The following is a 16,461-nucleotide window of genomic DNA, read 5'->3' as shown; positions in this document are numbered from 1 at the left end:
GCCCGCGCATCCGGGATCAAGGGCGCAATCAACTCCCACTGGATGTCCGTCAGGTCAGTGTCGTAGCGCCGCCTCGCTTGCGGCTTCCTCTTCGGCATCGGGCATCGGCTCGCATCGTGGGTCCGACCCCCTATGAATCACGCCAAGGCCCCCTTGGGAATCCTTCTCAAACGCACTCTAAGAGATAATCGCCTGCTTCGGTCTTTAACTCTCCACCAGTGCGTACCGAGCCGGCACCTTCTCCAGCGTCGCAATGCTGATATGCGGCCACGCTGCCCGTTCGGGATTCTCATCCTCGCGCGAACGGAAGAAGTGGAGCATCACGATCTGCGAATATTGCAGACGCAGCTTCGACTGCCCATACTCGTCCTTTTCGGCCAGCTCCTGGATCCAGAAGGTCGATTTCATGCTGACCGGCTCCGCCTCGCGCACCGTGAAGGGGGCGTTGCGCACGCCGCCACTCTTGCGCGTGGTATCCACCGTCAGCGTTGTCGTTCGCACGATGTCTACGCCCTGGTTGGCGAAGCGCAGGAGCTCGTTCATGTCGGCGGGGCTAAAGCCAGGGAAGCCGGGCGCGGAGACGTTCCCCTTGAACGGATGCTCGATATAGTGTCGGTAAGGCTCCAGATAGGGGTCTGCGTTGACGGCATCGCGAAAGTCGTAGTCAGCGGTCGCGACATTCTCGAACCGCCCCGACGGGAGCCCACTGATCGCGGGAATCGGCGGCATGCCGCAGTGGACCTCCGACCGCCCTAGCGCCAAGACGGAGTTTCCGTGCGGGATCGACGCCAGACGCGCGACATCCAGCTCGATCAACGAAACCTCGTCGCCCTTGATCTGGTCGTCCTTAGCGCGACGATTCTTGTCATAGAGCCAAAGGCCCGGCTCATGATGAATCGGCAACCCCGGCGCGCCGGCCAATCCGCTGCTTGTCGGCCGGTCCTCGGCGGCGACCTGCGCGATCTTCTGCTGATAGTCCACCGTCACCACCATCTGGTCGGCAGCGGTGACGGGGATGCCGTCAAGGTCCGTCTCGCCCGGCCGAACAAGACCGCGATTCGGGACGTCGTCGTCTATAAAGGTGAACTTTAGCTCCTCGCTATACTGATTCATCAGCACACGGAACTTAAAGCCCGCAGGTGGGGCCGAAGCACCGTGGAAGGGCAAAGCGATCATGTTCCAACCTGTGCCCTCGCCTACCCATACGCCAATCAGCTTCTCCAGCGGGCCAAGTTCGGGCGAAGGCGGCACGCCGCGGTTGGTCAGCTTGAGAGTCTGACGCGGCTGCGGCGGCATGACCTCGGAAAACTTACGCGTCCTGCGGTCGGTCGAGTCCACCACGGCAGCCTCCTACTACAGTCGGAATAGTTGCATCATAGTGGGCTGAATTAACAGATGCAAGTAACGATAGCCTTATCAAGAAAGTCACTTGATTCGGCTGATTTCTATCTTCCTTCTTCCCCCCGCGAGCTTGGCGCATTTGCTCCCGGAATGCTCTGCGCTGGGTAGATCCAAGCTCATCGCTCTGCGATGACACCGTAGATGCCTAATACCAGGGCTTGCGGACCATGACTCCCGAGGGTTGCCAGCAGCACTGGTCTTTGATTCAGAGTGGCAAACGGACAGGGGTTTGCCATGCTTATCGCGCTTCGCACCGACTTCGACGCCACCGCGGTGAGGCGCGCCGCCCGGCTGTCGAAGGACGGTGCGCAAACCGGCGCTTGCTCGCGCTGGACGCGATCTATGATGGGTTAAGCCGGACGGAGGCTGCGCGGATCGGCGGGGTCACGTTGCAGATCGTCCGGGCCTTGGTGATGAAGTTTAATGCGGCCGGCCGTGACGGGCTGATCGACCGGAAGGCGCCAGGGTAACCGTCGCTGCTAAAGGCGGTTCACCGCACGGCGCTGGTCAAGACAATTGAGCGTGGCCCGATATTGGCAGTCCACGAAATGGTGCGCTGGCGGATCATCGACCTGGCACAGATGTTGTGGGACGACTTCTCGCTATCGGTATCGCGACCAACTTTAAATCGCGAGCTGCGCGCGCTCGGTAACCGCAAGCTCTCGGCCCGGCCCAGGCATCATGCTCAGGAATTCGACGCGATCGAAGCCTTAAAAAGGGGGCTTTGCCGCCGTGTTGGACAAGGTCCGAACGTCCCTCCCGCACGGCACACCGATAGAGATCAGGTTCCAGGACGAGGCTCGGATCGGGCAGAAGAACAATTACGAGGCGATGGGCGAAGCGAGGGACGCGCCCCTCGGCACCGCATGATTAGATGTTTGGTCCCGGCGATTGATGGTGCAACAACCACGAGCGAGTGGAAGGAAGCGCTATGAGCCAGGTTTTACACGGGAGCGCCACGACGACAGAGGTCGTCCGTCGAGCGATACAGCATAGTAAAGAGAGCCTGAGGGCGCTGGCCAAGCGCCACGGCGTCAACTAGAAGACGGTTGCCAAGTGGCGCAAGCGCTCATCGACGGCCGATCTGCGGACCGGACCCAAGGATGTAAATCGGCGTCCAACTCGGAACCCCACCTACATCCGACTAAATGCTTAAAAAGAAGCACGAAATTCACTGGGACGGGGGGCCCGGACGCGTCGATCTTTTACGCCGGCTCCACACGTCTACGTTCTTTCAGAACCCGTTTTGAATCTCATGCGTAACGAGCCAGTCGCCTGATGATGACGAGTGCCGCTGCGGGGTAGAGGAACGCGGTAGCGGAGCGGATCGTGCGCTCGAAGTCTTTGGCAAGGCGGCGGTTCCGGTTGATCCATGCAAAGGTTCGTTCGACGACCCAGCGCCGGGGATGGACTACGAAGCCGGTCTGGTCGGCGAATTTGCGGACGATCTCGATCGTTATGGAGGTGGCGTCGGCAACGCGCGGGCTGTTGTAGGCGCTGTCGGCGAAGGCGCGCTGAACAAACGGGTGGCGTGATCGCGATTGCTTGAGCAGCGGCACCGCTCCATCGCGATCCTGCACGTCGGCGGGGTGAACGATGAGCTTGAGTGCGCGGCCATCGGTATCGACCATGGCATGGCGCTTTCGGCCCTTGACCTTCTTGCCGGCGTCATAGCCGCGCGGTCCGCCAGCCTCGGTGGTCTTCACGCTCTGGCTGTCGATCACCGCCGCCGACGGGCATGGCTCGCGACCGAGGCGAGCACGATCGAGCTGGACCACATGATGGTTGAGGCTCTCGAAGACGCCGCCGTCCCGCAGCTCCGAAAACCACGCATAGACCGTGCCCCAAGGCGGAAAACTGTCGGGGAGAAGCCGCCATGGGCAACCGGATCGTAGCACGTAGAAGATCGCCTCGATGATCCGGCGCATCGACCAACGCCGCCTCCGCCCGCGCGGTCGAGGAGACGGCAGATAGGGCTCGATCAGTCGCCACTCCGCATCGGTGAGGTCACTTCCATAGCGTAAGCCGGCGCGGCTATGCTGCGCGCGGGCGGTCGGGCTCCACATCGATTGCTCCAGAAAAGGTCTCGCAACCCTCTGGAATCACAGTGGACCCGATCGTCCAACCTCATTGCGCTGCCGTTCCCAAACAGCCTCTCACATAGTTGGTCGCTAATCGGAGGGTCCCGCGCTGGACGCCGATCTACAGCGGTGGAACGACGGGCGGGAACCGCATCAGGAGCGCGCAGCGCGACCGTTATGGTCGGCAGCGCCAGGATCACGCTGGTCGTGACCAGCACGATCAGCAGCCCCGCGCTCCATACCCCCGCCAGCTTGTGCAGATCGCGCAGCCGCGGGATCGGCGCTGCGTCGCGCTTGAAGGCGAACGCCTTGGCTCAGCTGCCGCTTGGTCACCATGCGATCATGCCGGTCACGAGCAGCACCAGCAAGATGGTGCCCGACCAGCCCGCAATCTATTCTCCGATCTCCCCGGCGAGCAGCTGCATGTGCAATTCGTAGAGCCAGGTCAAGCTTTTCCCCGACGGTTCGGGATGCAGCATTGCGAGGTGGACGCGAAACGGGACAGCTGACCTGCGTGGCTGCCCGCGCGATGGCTCGTTACCTAGCCAGAGAAGCTGCGTGTCGAGGCAAAGGGCGCTCGGGTCCACCCGAGCGTCGACCAGCGCTTCGCCCTGCCCGCCGTGCGTAACTGGGGTCGGCTTGGCCAGTATCGGCCGGAGTCGATGCAGAGCGATCCGAGGTTCGCCCATTATTACGAACAACCTCCGACAACTATGTGATCATCGTTCACGCGCCCCCGACACCTCGGAAAGACATCCGAGTCGAGACTTAAATCAGACCCATCTCTCGCCGGCGTGTGAGACAGATCACATTGACACGAGCGGCTCATCTTCCGTCGTTCTCTATAGGAAACAGCGACGCTGTTAAGCATGACGCCATAAGATCGAGGCTTTGGCGTCGCGAATACCTGTGACCAGACTCAGATTTCAACCAGTTTGACGCAAAAAGTGTTCTTTGCATCATGGTGTCGATTCTGACGGCCGACTATAAGAGCCGGTCTGAGATATGGCGCCGCATGGTAGAGCGGACGGAGCACTGCGGACGAACAGTCGCGCTGGCTAAAGCAGCTAGGGAAAGCGGCTATCGATCACTCTGGATGGAGGAACGGCTATGAGCACGATCACGATCAACGGAGTCTCGATCGATCCTGATGAAACGCCGGTAACGTTATCGATGCGTGGATCGGCGCAGGACGCTACCGCTACCAACTATATCCTCGTTCAGACGGATGGACCGCTTCAGCAATCGGATCGGACGGCATTGGAGGCAACGGGCGCGACAATCCTCGAATATGCGCCGGAGAACACCTTCATTTGTCGCTATGAACCGACCAATCTGGCGCCGGTTCGCGCGCTCCCGTTTGTGCTATGGGCCGACGTTTATCTTGAAGGTTTCAAGATCGCACCCGAGCTCCGTACAGCCGGTGCAAACACGATATTGAGCCGAATGGAGTCCGCGACCGTCGAGACCTCCATGGCGCAGGAACCACGTGCCGTAACCGTCGTGCTTCACCGGGATGTTGATCCGGAAGCCGTTCGCGCCAAGCTGGCCGAGGCTGCCCGGATCAATCCTGAAGACATCCAAATCGCGGGGCGCAAGATCGAGCTGGTTGCTCGACCCCAAATTGTCGAACGCTTGGCACGCATCGACGCGGTTCACCATCTTGAAGAGGGCGTCTGTAACAAACTGTTTAACACGGTGGCACTTGGGATCATCGGTGCCGACCGGACCCACGGGCAGGCCCGGCTGCGTGGCGCGGGGCAGATTGTCGCGGTTTGCGACACTGGCTTCGATAAGGGTTCCACCACCAATGTTCACCCGGCCTTCGCGGGGCGTGTGCTGAAAGTGATCCCGCTTGGACGCACCAGCGGTAACGACCCAGACGGACACGGCACTCACGTTGCCGGGTCGGTGCTCGGCGACGGCAATTCCCCGACGATGGGCGGGCCGGTAACGGGCGGCGCTCCAGGGGCACAACTGGTCCTCCAATCCGTACTCGATGCAAAAAACGGACTCGGCGGCATTCCTGCTGATCTCAAGGTCCTGTTCGCGCAGGCACATGCCGAGGGCGCTCGCATCCACACCAATTCATGGGGCGCGGCAGTGGCTGGCCGCTACACCAGCAACAGCGAGGAGGTCGACGAATACGTTTGGAACAATCGAGGCATGACGATCCTGTTTGCGGCTGGCAACGAAGGTATAGACGGCAACGCGAATGGGGTTATCGACAACGGGTCAATCGGCTCTCCCGGCACAGCCAAGAATTGCATCACGGTTGGCGCCAGCGAGAACCTGCGTCCGGCCATTTCAAAGAAATGGGGCGCACCGTGGCCGCAAGACTACCCTGCAAATCCCATTCGCGATGATTTGTGGGCAGACAACCCAAATGGCCTTGCCGCGTTCAGCAGTCGCGGCCCAACACGTAACCAGCGTATCAAGCCAGACGTGGTCGCGCCGGGAACGGCAATTCTGTCGACCCATTCTCGCGACGCGAACGTGGGATCGTTCTGGGGGCCATCAAACGACCGCGAATATTGCTTCATGGGTGGGACGAGCATGGCGACGCCCATCGTCGCGGGTTGCGCGGCGGTCGTACGCGAGTTTCTCGGTGGCGAGCCAAGCGCGGCCCTGATCAAAGCCATGCTAATCAACGGTGCGGTCAATATTGCTGGCCAATATACCCCCGCCGAGGCGGGCCCAATCCCAAACTTCGAGGAAGGGTTTGGACGGGTCGACATGCCGAATACAGTCGGTCCCCTACCCTCCGATGTATCGGTCGAATGGTTTGATGAGGGTCCCGCCTTGCAGACTGGGGACGAGTGGACGCGTGACGTCGCGCTTAACCAGACGGGAACATTGAAGGTCACGCTTGTCTGGACCGACCCGCCCGGCGAGGCGCTTCAAAATGATCTTGATCTGATCCTTATGGGGCCAAGTGGCGAGGAGCGCCATGGCAACGTCGCACCCGGCTCGTCCGATTTCGACCGGTTTAACAACGTGGAACAGGTGGAATGGACCGGACTTGACGCAGGCACATGGACCATCACGGTGCGCGCATTTCGTGCGGCGCTACATCCGCAGAACTTCGCACTTGTAGTACGAACCACCATACTTTCGTGAAAAGCTGGTTGGGGATGGGGATATCGACCCGGGATTTGAACCATTGTCGATCACGATCCGTCAGCGACACAGCAGCTACCGGCAGTCCGAAAATCTGGCTGACCATCCGGGTTATGTGATCGAAGCTCATTTTCGACAACGTGTCCAGCAGTTTCACTGGTACCGGGCATCGAACCGAGCTTCCGGATAGTCCGGCACGATCACTCCTTTTCAAAATCGAATTCGACATCTGGCTTTTGATGGTTTGCGAAATTTACGCGGACGCCTCGCCCCTACGTTAAGCCGCCGCGAGCTTCTCGTCGTCCAGGGCCAGGTGGTGCAGGGTCTCAAACAAGGCGTTGCCGCTCATCCGCGTCGGATCGAAGCCGCTGTCCTGAACGATCGCGCCATAGCGCGCCGCATCCGGAACGGATGCGCCCACAAAGCCCATCGACCATCCTTCGAATGAACGCGTAGGCGCCGTTTCGAACGCAAGTAGTGAAACCTCGCCGTGACGATCGTCCTGCTGGATACGTTCGAACACGCTTTCCACGGCCGCCTGCGGGCCTTCGAGCACCTGCCCGAAAAATCCCGAATTGAACATCAACGCGCCGGTCACTCCGACCTTACCGTTGTTGGCCTGACTGGTGTTCAGGATGGTGGCGATGCTGGCCGCCAGATCGTCGGGCGTGCCGGTCATGCGGTTGCGGCTGTAATAGACCAGGCGGTAAACGTCGTTGGCCATGCGATAATCCTCTCGCTAGTGGGATGATGTTGCGTTCAACAATGATGCGGCGGCTGTCGCGGCCATCGGGCGACCGGTAAAATAGCCCTGTACCTCGTGGCAGCCCTGGGCCCGGATGCGGTTGAGTTGCTCGACCGTCTCCACCCCCTCCGCCGTCGTCCTGATCCCGAGACTGGCACCGAGGCCTGCGACGGCCCGCACGATGGCGTTGCTGTCATCGGTGTTGCCTCGCACGAACGATTGATCGATCTTGATCTTGTCGAACGGAAACTTTTGCAGGTAGCTCAGCGAAGAGTAGCCGGTGCCGAAATCGTCCATCGAGATACGGACGCCGATAGCGCGAAGTGCGTTGAGCACCGATAATACTCGCTCCGTATTCTCCAGCAGCGCCCCTTCGGTGATCTCCAGCTCCAGCCGGCCCGGGTCGAGACCCGACGATGCCAATGCCGAGACGACGGATTCTATCAGCTTAGCGTTTCGGAACTGCACCGGCGACAGGTTGACCGCGATCGACACCGGTTGCGACCATGACGCCGCTTCATGGCAGGCGGTGCGAAGAACCCAGTCTCCGATCGGCACAATCAGGCCGATCTCCTCAGCAAGGGGGATAAAGTCGGCGGGTGATACGACGCCCCGTTCTGCGTTGTTCCATCTCAAAAGCGCCTCGAAACCAACGACAGCGTTCGTCTCCAGATGCACCTGTGGCTGATAGACGAGTTCCAGCTCCTTGAGCGCCATCGCCTTGCGAATGTTAATCTCCATCGCACGCCTAGCCTGCATGCGGGCATCCATCTCGCCTTCGAAGAAGCGAAACGTCCCTCGACCGTCGACCTTTGCCTTGTAGAGGGCGAGATCGGCACGCTTCAGCAGGACCTCGGGATTGGAACTATCACCGGGTGCTAGTGCGATACCGACACTAGCGCCGATGTTTAGCATATGACCATCAACCACGTACGTCCGGCCGATCAGGTCGACGAGACGGGTCGCCATGGCCTGCGCGGCGAGTGGTTGATCGCCACCCGTTTGCAGGATGCCAAACTCGTCGCCTCCCAGCCGCGCCACGAAATCCGTTTCGCGCGACATGCTGCGGAGACGTTCGCCGACCTTGGCGAGAAGCCCATCGCCGACCGGATGTCCTAACGTGTCATTGACGCTCTTGAAGCGATCCAGATCGATGCAGAGAACAGCGAGGGCTTCGCCTGTGCGCTGGGCCACTACAAGCTTCTCGCGCAGCAGCTGGTGAAAGCTGGCACGGTTGAAAAGACCGGTGAGGGCGTCCCGTGTAGCGCGTTCGGCATCGTGGACGTAGCGGCTGACGTCCATCAACGTGACCACAGCTTTATCATCCGGCAGTGGCCGACTGCTAACATCGAATACGCGACCATCGGGCAAGCGTGTCGAAACCGACGTTCCAGCCGCAACCGCGGCAAGCATCTCACCGCCACCGACCATCCCGTTGAGGCTGAAAAGGCTTCTCAGCGTGCTGCCGATAGGGTCAAGCGTTTTGAAAAGGGCACGGGCGGCACCATTGGCGTACTCGACGGTCCCGTCGCAGAACAGGATCAGAACGGCGCCTGGCAGATTCTGCAACGTCTGATCAGCCGTAGCTAACCAGCTTCTTCGAGAGATCGGTGCTGCGTTCATCGTACCGGCTTTCTCGGTTGACCTTTCCAAACCATTTTAGATCGAACAGGAAAAGCAAACGTTAACGCCCGCAATCGGTTTGAAATCTATGTATCTGCACCGAGCGAGGCTGTGACCTGCTCCCCAGAATGCATGCCATTGGTAAGTTAGCTCGTCAGATGGAGACGAATCATGCGGCGAAGCTAATTTACCGAGGATCAGATCATTGGGGTGCTGCGGGAGCATGACGCCGACGTGAAGACCGCCGACCTGTACCGCAAGCACGGGATCAGCGATGCAACCTTTTACACCTAGAAGTCGAAATACGGTGGCCTGACGGTGTCCGACGCTGCGCGCTTGCGGACGCTCGAGGACGAGAACCGCCGGCTGAAGAAGCTGCTGGCGGAGTCGATGCTCGACGTGCCGGCGTTGAAGGATCTGCTGGGAAAAAACTGACCCGGTCGGTGGAGCGCTACGCTGCGGTGGAGAAGCTGATGGCCGATCACGGCTTCTCCGAGCGTCACGCCTCCAGATTGATCGGGGTCAACCGGTCGGCATGGCAATATGAGCCGCTTCGCGGACGGAGCAGCCCAAGGTTTCGGCGGTGCGCAAACGGACCAAAGTCTCCGGGTCCACCGCGCGCTCAGCAAACCGGACGGCGCGTGCGCTGCGATCCCGACGGCACTGAACCTCGGCCCGACCGTTCAGCCCCAATCGCCCACGACCCGCTGTTCCGCCAGCGATGTCGTCAGTGTTTCGGACACACTGTGAAACGATCGCCGTAGTAGTCGATTGTCTGGCAGATCGACGGAACTGGCGCCGTTGATGACAGGGAATTGACAGATGTTGTTCCAGATCAATAATCCTCGGGACAACCTTGGTAGGATGGATATACGACCGGCGTGTCAGACATGTCGGAGAGGATGCGCGCGGAACCCGCGGCACGACGGCCGACCACTTCTAAATAAGCACCACGGGCCTCAATGCCCGGGGAAAGGCGCAGGCGCGCGATGCTAGGCCGCCGCGACTGAGATGATTAGAAGGCCCCGCCGGACACCTGTCATCGCCGCTTATGGCAAGCAGAGGACTGCTCGTTGGCACCCATGACGGCCGATGTAGCAGATCCTATTTCGCTGGTGGCCATCTGATCGCCGGTGGGCTGATGGCCGGGAACGGCTCGTGCAAGGCTTCGTCGGCTGCGCTCCATTCGGTCGGTCGCATGCGCATGCCATCGGGGCCTGCCGTTCAAACGGCGCCTTCGGATCTGCGCACCGCGACGCCTGCCGACTTCTCGATGACCGGGCCGAAGCGTCTGCGGATCAGCGCCACCGCCGCTATCGCGACGGCCGACGCGGCCTACCGGGCGGCTTGAGACGTGGAGAAGCGCCCCCTCATACGATGTCCCGCCCCGTCACCAGGGTGGGGAGCATGGTCAATGGATCATCGCCCCCCAGATGGTGGGAGGCTATGATCCGGACAGCTTCTTCGCGGCTGTGCCGAGGTTCGTCGCGGCGCGCGATCCACGCATCCACGGCGGCGATGGCTTCCGGTGGAATTGTGATCAGGACCTGCGTATCTTGGATCGACATGGACTCTCCGGCCTGACGTCGCTGCGACGAGGGTCCCGTGGCAGGCTCTCGCTCGATTGTGCTTCCTGCATGACCGGGGAAAGCAGGGGTCGATCAGACTGTCCGTTCGACATAGCGACTTCCATTTTCGTCGATTCGGACGAGCTCGCGTGAACCATCGGGATGCTCGCGAATCAGTTCGCCGCCGGGGGTGAGCGCCTCACTATAGAAACGCGAGGGTACCGCGTCGGATGAACCTGCACTCATCTGACGCGGGTCCGTCGGTAACACTCGTGCAACGGCCGCTCCGGGCCGCGACCTTGCGGAAGGCGTGAGATTCCTGGCAGCCTGTTGGCCTTGCATCGTTCTTCCTCTCCGAGCCGCGCTTGGGACTGCCATCGGTCCGACGTCGCTTATGTCATGCTCCTATATGTAGCATATTGTTACTAGACACTAAGATAACAAGACCGACACAATTACGTTACATCTTCAATTCGCAGACCGGTCCGGCAAAGATTGATTATAATCAATATAGCATGACCGCAACTTGGCTATGGAAGGTGCAACCGCGCAGTTCGTTCGGCAGGCGTGGGCCGTACAAGCCGTAACGCTGCACACCTCCCGGAGTACTTCTGGGGAGTGGCGGGTGTGACCATCCGAATTACCGTCTTCTGGAAATTGAGGCTGGCAGAGGGAAGCCGTCATCATGCCGATCATCAAGACGGACGCCTCAGAAGCGGGCGATGTCGAGGGCCCGACGTCGGTGCTGCCGTTCGCCGCTTTATCGACCGCCGTGCACGATCAGCTTGGCCGAAATTCCCGTCTGCTGGCTGGCGCGAGCCATGCGATCTGGGAAGGGGTCGATGTCGTTCGTGGCACCAGCAGCGCCGCAGGTGAGGGAGTGCGCGAATTGGCGAGCGACGGCGCAGACCGGTCGAGCCGGTCGATAGGCCTGATCGTGGCCGCAAGTGAGGCGTTCGCCCGGGCGAAATGCCCAGCCGACCTGATGAACGCGCAGCAGGCACTGGTTCGAACTTCGGCGGGCGAAATGGCGTCCGGCATGGTGCGGACGGGAGAAACCCTCGTGCGGACGGTGCAGGCCATGGCGCGGCACTGGTCGATCCCCTTCGGGGCGCCGGTAGCACCGACACCCTGGCCAGTTGCAATCTGAAGGCAAGTGTGCCGCAAAGGCCTCTTTCGTCAATGTCTGAACACGTTTCCATAAACTCGTGGGGGCACGATGAAACTTGTCACTGGAGAGCGGACGGCCTTCGAGGTCCGGCGTGCCTCGGTCGTGAGCCGCCGGTCAGGACCAGGATTCAGGGTCACGCTGTGCCTCGTCACGCCGAGCGGATCCCTGTGGCACGAGACGCTCCCGCATTGCTTTGCGACGATCGGTGAAGCAGAGAATTTCGCGGCCGGATTTGTCTATGACCGCGGGGTAGACCTAGCCGTCGATCGCCCCCGGGGCGGAATGTCTGATCGTGGGGTAGCGCGTGGACCCGTCCTGCAACCCGATCAGACCGCTGCCGCGCCCCGGCGGTGGAGATAGTTATCGTCGAACCCGGCAATCTGGGCCAGTCGCTCAATGTCTGAGATGATGAGAGAGCCAGTCCTGAGTTCCATGATTTTCGCCAGCCGGAGCTTGCGAAACACGCGATTGACGTGGACCGAGGTCAGGCCCAGCGCATCCGCCAGCACGATCTGGCTGAGCGGCATCTCGCAACTGTCGCCGGTCGTGGCGCCGACGTTTCGCATCCGGACGTAGAGTTCGCACATCAGGTGCGCTACGCGCGCTGAGCTTTTCCGCCGTCCCATGCTGACGATCCATGCCCGCAGGATCCCCTCGTCGACCAGTTGCGTCCACCAGAACGCTCGGGTGATGCCCGGATGGGTGTCGATCAGTTCCTCCATCCTCGCCCGCGGGATCGAGGCCACGCGAGCCGGCGTCAGCGTGCCGATGTTGTGATCCATCTCCTGCAGTACCGAGACGTGCATGTCACAGAAATCGCCAGGCATCAGGAACGCCGTGATCTGCCGTCCGCCTTCGGGGAGGATCTTGTATCGGCAGGCCCAGCCCTCCAGCATGACGAAGACGGACCCGGGCTTGTCGCCCTCCCGGATGAGATCATGTCGAGCGGCGACATTGCGCTGCGTCGAGCACGCAGCTTCCAGGATCGTCGCATCCGCCTCCGTCAGGGAGGCGTAGCCGCGCAGCTTCTCGACAAATGCGTTGGCCATACACTATCCGACTGACTCACGTTACGAGGTCGTATCGCAACCTGGATCAAGTAGCGATGTTGATCTTGGTTGCGATGGATCGCGCTGACGGAGCCTATGGTGCAGGGATCGCTTGTCTACGCCCTCAGGCGCCGGCGGCCAGTAGACGCCGGCATTTCATGCCTGATCCTCGCCAGGAGGCCGCATGGCTCCATCAACACCTACATCCGACGGGACGGCTGCACGCGTAGCTGTCGCGGAACCCGACGCTCACGGCCAGGCGGCGCTGCTGCTGGCTGAGAGCATTCTTCACGCGCTTGTCGAGACAGCGACCATCTTGTCCCATGAAGCAGTGGGGATAGTGGAGACGGCCTGCGAGGTGAAGATCCAGGTAGTCGCTATCACCGACGAGTCCCAAGGCAGGATGCCAAGCTGCCATGGTGCACACGGGCGCGCTGGCGCGGGTGCTGTCGGTGCTGAGATGAGCCCGACGCCGTTGCCGACGCGGGTGTTCCTGGCGTGCGGCGTGACTGACATGCGCAAGGGGTTCGACGGCCTGGCGGTGCTGGTCCAGCAGGTGCTATCCGAGAACCCGCATTCCGCTGCGTTGTTCGCGTTCAGGGGCAAGCGCGGTCATCTGGTCAAGCTGCTATGGTTCGACGGCCAGGGTCTGTGCCTGTTCTCCAAGCGGCTCGACCGTGGCCGCTTCGTTTGGCCGGTGACGGCAACGGGCTCTGTGACGCTGACGCCAGCACAATTGTCGATGCTGCTGGAAGGCATCGACTGGCGCCGGCCGGAGCGGACGTTCGTACCGACCCCGGCGGGCAAAAAATGACGGTTTTGCGTGGCTTCTGCTCGCCTCACCGGGCACGATCTGCTATGTGATGGGGGTGTTGGAAGCGCCCGCTGCCTTATCTGATACCGATGCGCGGATCGCTGCGCTGGAGGCTTCGCTCGCCCGCGCCAACGCAGCACTCGCCGCCCGCGACCTGCTCATCGACACGCTGCGCGGGCAGATCGCTCGGCTGCGACGGATGCAGTTCGGCGCCTCGCCCGAGAAGCTGGGGCGCGAGATCGCGCAGCTCGAACTGGCACTGGAGGAACTGGAGACGGAGAGCGCCGTTCCCGACGTCGAGGCCACTGCGGTCGACACGCCGGCGCGGCCGGCACCGGTGCGCAGCCTGCCGGACCACCTGCCGCGCGAGGAGATCGTCTATGAGCCCGCATCCGGCGCCTGCACCTGCCCGGACTGCGGTGGTGCGCTGCGCCGCCTGGGCCTAGACGCCCAAGAGATGCTCGATGTCATGCCGGTACGCTGGCGGGTCGTCCGGCAGGTCCGGCCGAAGTACAGCTGCCGGCGGTGTGAGAAGGTCATTCAGGCACCGGCACCGATCAGCGCCGTGGCGCGCGGGAAGGCGACGTTCGCGACGCTGGCACATGTGGTCGTCTCGAAGTTCAACCACCATCTGCCGCTGTATCGCCAAGCCGAGATGATGCCGCGCAGGGTCTCGACATCGATCGTTCGACGCTCGCAGGCTGGACCGGGCAAGCGTCAGCGCTGCTCGACCCCGTCGTCAACAGCATCCGCGACGCAGTACTCGCCGCCGACAAGATCCACGATACGCCCGTCCCGGTGCTCGATCCCGGCCGGGGCAAGACCGCGACCGGTCGGCTGTGGGTGTATGCGGCAGATGACCGCGCCTCCGGCAGCACCATGCCGCCAGCCACCTGGTACCGCTTCACCACCGACCGGACCGGTGCACACCCGCAGGCGCATCTCGCCGGGTTCCGGGGCTTCCTCCAGGCCGACGCTTATGCCGCCTATGACGGCCTGTACCGCAGCGGCGTCACCGAGGTCGCGTGCTGGCCGCACTTCCGGCGGAAGTTGTTCGACCTGCACGAATGCTCGCCCACACCGCTGACCGCCGACATCCTCGAACGCATCGGCGCGCTCTACGTCATCGAGGCCGAGGTGCGCGGTCAGCCACCGGATGTGCGGCATCGTGCCCGGCAGGATCGAACCAGGCCGCTGGTCGACGTCTTGCGCGAGGTGCTCGACGCCGGCTTGCGCCGCCTGTCGCCCAAGTCCGACATGGCCAAGGCCATCGCCTATAGCACCAGGCGCTGGCCGGCGCTCTGCCGCTTCCTCGACAATGGCGAGCTGGAGATCGACAACAACATCGCGGAACGGGCGCTGCGCGGTATCGCCATCGGTCGCCGCAACTGGCTGTTCGCGGGCTCCAGGGCAGGCGGCGAGCGTCCCGCCGCGATCTACACCGTCATCCAGACCTGCAAGGCCAACGGCGTCGACCCCCAGGCCTACATCACCGACGTCATCGCGAAGATCGCCGACGACTGTCCCGCCAGCCGTTGGAACGAACTCATGCCGTGGAACTGGACCTGCGAACCTGCCAGGTTGGCGGCATGAGCGCCGAGATCATTGCCCGCCTGCATATCGTCCTGAACGACATCGAGCCCGCGATCTGGCGCCGGGTCGATGTGCCGGTCACCGCCAGCCTGAAGATGATCCACGACATCATCCAAGCCGCAATGGGCTGGGAGAACTGCCATCTCTGGCACTTCGAGGCGGGCGACCGGCGCTATGGCATACCGGACCCGATGTGGCCCGACAGCGGTATGGCAGCCGCCAGGAACGTGAAGCTCGCCGCCCTCTGATCGGGGCGTGCAAGAACTCATCTACACCTACGACATGGACGACGACTGGCGGCACACCATCACCGTCGAGACGGTTGGTCCCAGCGAGCCCGACGTCAAATACCCGCGCTTCGTTGCCGGCGAGCGACGCTGCCCACCCGAAGATGTGGGTGGCTTACCCGGCCTCGAGCTGTTCCTCGACGTCATGGCCGACCCTGCCCATGAGGAACACGACCGCCTGCGTGACTGGTATGGCGGCGCTTACAACCCCGAAGATATCGACGAACGCTTCACCCGACGTGCCCTCGCGGCCATCGCCATCCGCCGTCATGCCGGCAAGCTCGCATACGAGAAGAGCCGACACTCATAGCCAGGCGGTCCACAGACCACGCTTACCTGGATCCGAGATGCAACCCGATTGAAGATCAGCAGATCGACGGTGTGTTGACCAAAACACGAGTCCGACCGCGAACGACGCGGCCGGACTCAGTAGATGGGATCGGGTTCTCACCCAATGCTCATCCGGGTCGCGTTCGCATATGGCCCTATAAATCACGGTTTGGCGAGGCGGATCATCATCAGCTTTACCGGCCCGAACTTTACTAACCGGAGATATCAATCACATAGGCTATGGCCCGCGCCGCGAAACCCGACAACCAGAGGCGCGGCTTCGGCGGATTGCGGACTGATCTTCCCGCATATGCAGGTATCCACTATGAAAATCCCCTGCCGTGGCCAGCGCGTTCCAGTCTCCGATGGTAACCGCACGCCCAATTCGGTCGATGAGCCCGTTCGTGGCAAGCGTCTTCAAGGTGCGGTTCACATGAACCGGCGTGAGCCCGGTGCAGTCCCGAGTTGCTCCTGGCTCATCGGCAACTCGAACCTGTTCCGTTCGCCGAACCCCGCTTCCTCCAGGCGAAGAGAGAATTCGCACAGCAGGTGGGCTAGAGCGGTTTCCGCGCCTTCTGAATCGTTGAGGATTCACACGAGCGCGGTTTTCTGATTCAGGCGTTGTGCCGGGTCGAGGAGGCCGGCATGGATGCCACGAGTGCTGTCACAGGACCTTCGA

Annotated in this window: 13 protein-coding genes and 5 pseudogenes; 11 read left to right on the top strand and 7 right to left on the bottom strand. The window is 61.8% G+C overall.

What is annotated here, in order from left to right; all coding sequences use genetic code 11:
• Window positions 1-204 precede the first annotated feature (204 nt).
• Window positions 205-1,341 carry a heme-binding protein gene (locus FOY91_RS16915; protein ID WP_145154486.1) on the bottom strand — a complete coding sequence of 379 codons (1,137 nt, stop codon included), beginning with the start codon at window positions 1,339-1,341 and terminating at the stop codon, window positions 205-207.
• 380 nt (window positions 1,342-1,721) lie between these two features.
• Between FOY91_RS16915 and FOY91_RS16910 the strand changes: the two genes are divergently transcribed.
• The 4 genes and pseudogenes from FOY91_RS16910 to FOY91_RS16900 all read left to right on the top strand — a co-directional run.
• The gene (locus tag FOY91_RS16910) at window positions 1,722-1,871 is read left to right on the top strand and encodes a helix-turn-helix domain-containing protein (RefSeq protein ID WP_145154484.1); all 150 of its coding nucleotides are present in this window, start codon (window positions 1,722-1,724) and stop codon (window positions 1,869-1,871) included.
• Between the two features lie 78 nt (window positions 1,872-1,949).
• A pseudogene (locus FOY91_RS22940) lies at window positions 1,950-2,105 on the top strand (winged helix-turn-helix domain-containing protein); the annotation flags it as partial.
• 61 nt (window positions 2,106-2,166) lie between these two features.
• Window positions 2,167-2,272, top strand: a pseudogene (locus FOY91_RS22935) (IS630 family transposase); the annotation flags it as partial.
• Window positions 2,273-2,332: 60 nt separating this feature from the next.
• Window positions 2,333-2,506, top strand: a pseudogene (locus tag FOY91_RS16900) (IS481 family transposase); the annotation flags it as partial.
• 148 nt (window positions 2,507-2,654) lie between these two features.
• Here the strand turns inward: FOY91_RS16900 and FOY91_RS16895 are convergent.
• Complete coding sequence (locus FOY91_RS16895; RefSeq protein ID WP_145154480.1) at window positions 2,655-3,467, bottom strand: IS5 family transposase; 813 nt, start codon at window positions 3,465-3,467, stop codon at window positions 2,655-2,657.
• 1,125 nt (window positions 3,468-4,592) lie between these two features.
• Between FOY91_RS16895 and FOY91_RS16890 the strand changes: the two genes are divergently transcribed.
• On the top strand, window positions 4,593-6,602 hold the full coding sequence (locus FOY91_RS16890; RefSeq protein ID WP_145154478.1) for a S8 family serine peptidase: 2,010 nt from the start codon (window positions 4,593-4,595) through the stop codon (window positions 6,600-6,602).
• Window positions 6,603-6,879: 277 nt separating this feature from the next.
• Here the strand turns inward: FOY91_RS16890 and FOY91_RS16880 are convergent, their stop codons facing one another.
• Window positions 6,880-7,326: a BLUF domain-containing protein gene (locus FOY91_RS16880; protein ID WP_145154474.1), complete on the bottom strand. Its 447-nt coding sequence runs from the start codon at window positions 7,324-7,326 to the stop codon at window positions 6,880-6,882.
• A gap of 15 nt (window positions 7,327-7,341) precedes the next feature.
• Entirely contained in the window at window positions 7,342-8,970 is a 1,629-nt protein-coding gene (locus FOY91_RS16875) for an EAL domain-containing protein (RefSeq protein ID WP_145154472.1), read from the bottom strand.
• Between the two features lie 198 nt (window positions 8,971-9,168).
• Between FOY91_RS16875 and FOY91_RS22875 the strand changes: the two are divergent.
• Window positions 9,169-9,264: pseudogene (locus FOY91_RS22875) on the top strand (hypothetical protein); the annotation flags it as partial.
• Window positions 9,265-10,340: 1,076 nt separating this feature from the next.
• On the opposite strand, the gene FOY91_RS16870 reads toward FOY91_RS22875, so the two are convergent.
• Window positions 10,341-10,538 carry a hypothetical protein gene (locus FOY91_RS16870; RefSeq protein ID WP_145154471.1) on the bottom strand — a complete coding sequence of 66 codons (198 nt, stop codon included), beginning with the start codon at window positions 10,536-10,538 and terminating at the stop codon, window positions 10,341-10,343.
• A 685-nt stretch (window positions 10,539-11,223) separates the two neighbouring features.
• Here FOY91_RS16870 and FOY91_RS16865 point away from each other — a divergent pair.
• Complete coding sequence (locus tag FOY91_RS16865; RefSeq protein WP_145154469.1) at window positions 11,224-11,688, top strand: phasin family protein; 465 nt, start codon at window positions 11,224-11,226, stop codon at window positions 11,686-11,688.
• 347 nt (window positions 11,689-12,035) lie between these two features.
• Here FOY91_RS16865 and FOY91_RS16860 read toward each other — a convergent pair whose 3' ends face one another.
• On the bottom strand, window positions 12,036-12,758 hold the full coding sequence (locus FOY91_RS16860) for a Crp/Fnr family transcriptional regulator (RefSeq protein WP_145154467.1): 723 nt from the start codon (window positions 12,756-12,758) through the stop codon (window positions 12,036-12,038).
• A 460-nt stretch (window positions 12,759-13,218) separates the two neighbouring features.
• On the opposite strand from FOY91_RS16860, the gene tnpB reads away from it, so the two are divergent.
• From tnpB to FOY91_RS22630, 4 genes and pseudogenes are all read left to right on the top strand, one after another.
• Window positions 13,219-13,572, top strand: a complete 354-nt coding sequence (tnpB, locus tag FOY91_RS16855) for an IS66 family insertion sequence element accessory protein TnpB (RefSeq protein WP_145154488.1) — start codon at window positions 13,219-13,221, stop codon at window positions 13,570-13,572.
• 49 nt (window positions 13,573-13,621) lie between these two features.
• Window positions 13,622-15,165, top strand: a pseudogene (tnpC, locus tag FOY91_RS22870) (IS66 family transposase).
• Window positions 15,162-15,413 (top strand): plasmid pRiA4b ORF-3 family protein, encoded by a 252-nt coding sequence (locus FOY91_RS22635; RefSeq protein ID WP_203234615.1) that lies wholly within the window; start codon window positions 15,162-15,164, stop codon window positions 15,411-15,413. Before tnpC ends, FOY91_RS22635 begins: the two are co-directional and overlap by 4 nt.
• A 7-nt stretch (window positions 15,414-15,420) precedes the next feature.
• Window positions 15,421-15,762 (top strand): plasmid pRiA4b ORF-3 family protein, encoded by a 342-nt coding sequence (locus FOY91_RS22630; protein WP_203234614.1) that lies wholly within the window; start codon window positions 15,421-15,423, stop codon window positions 15,760-15,762.
• A gap of 258 nt (window positions 15,763-16,020) precedes the next feature.
• Here the strand turns inward: FOY91_RS22630 and FOY91_RS22865 are convergent, their stop codons facing one another.
• A complete protein-coding gene (locus FOY91_RS22865) occupies window positions 16,021-16,326 on the bottom strand; it encodes a helix-turn-helix domain-containing protein (protein ID WP_420822889.1) in 306 nt (101 codons plus the stop codon).
• Between the last annotated feature and the right edge of the window lie 135 nt (window positions 16,327-16,461).

The sequence above is a fragment of the Alterirhizorhabdus solaris genome (assembly GCF_007785815.1).
GTDB lineage: Bacteria > Pseudomonadota > Alphaproteobacteria > Sphingomonadales > Sphingomonadaceae > Alterirhizorhabdus > Alterirhizorhabdus solaris.
This window is presented reverse-complemented; position numbering and strand designations above follow the sequence as displayed.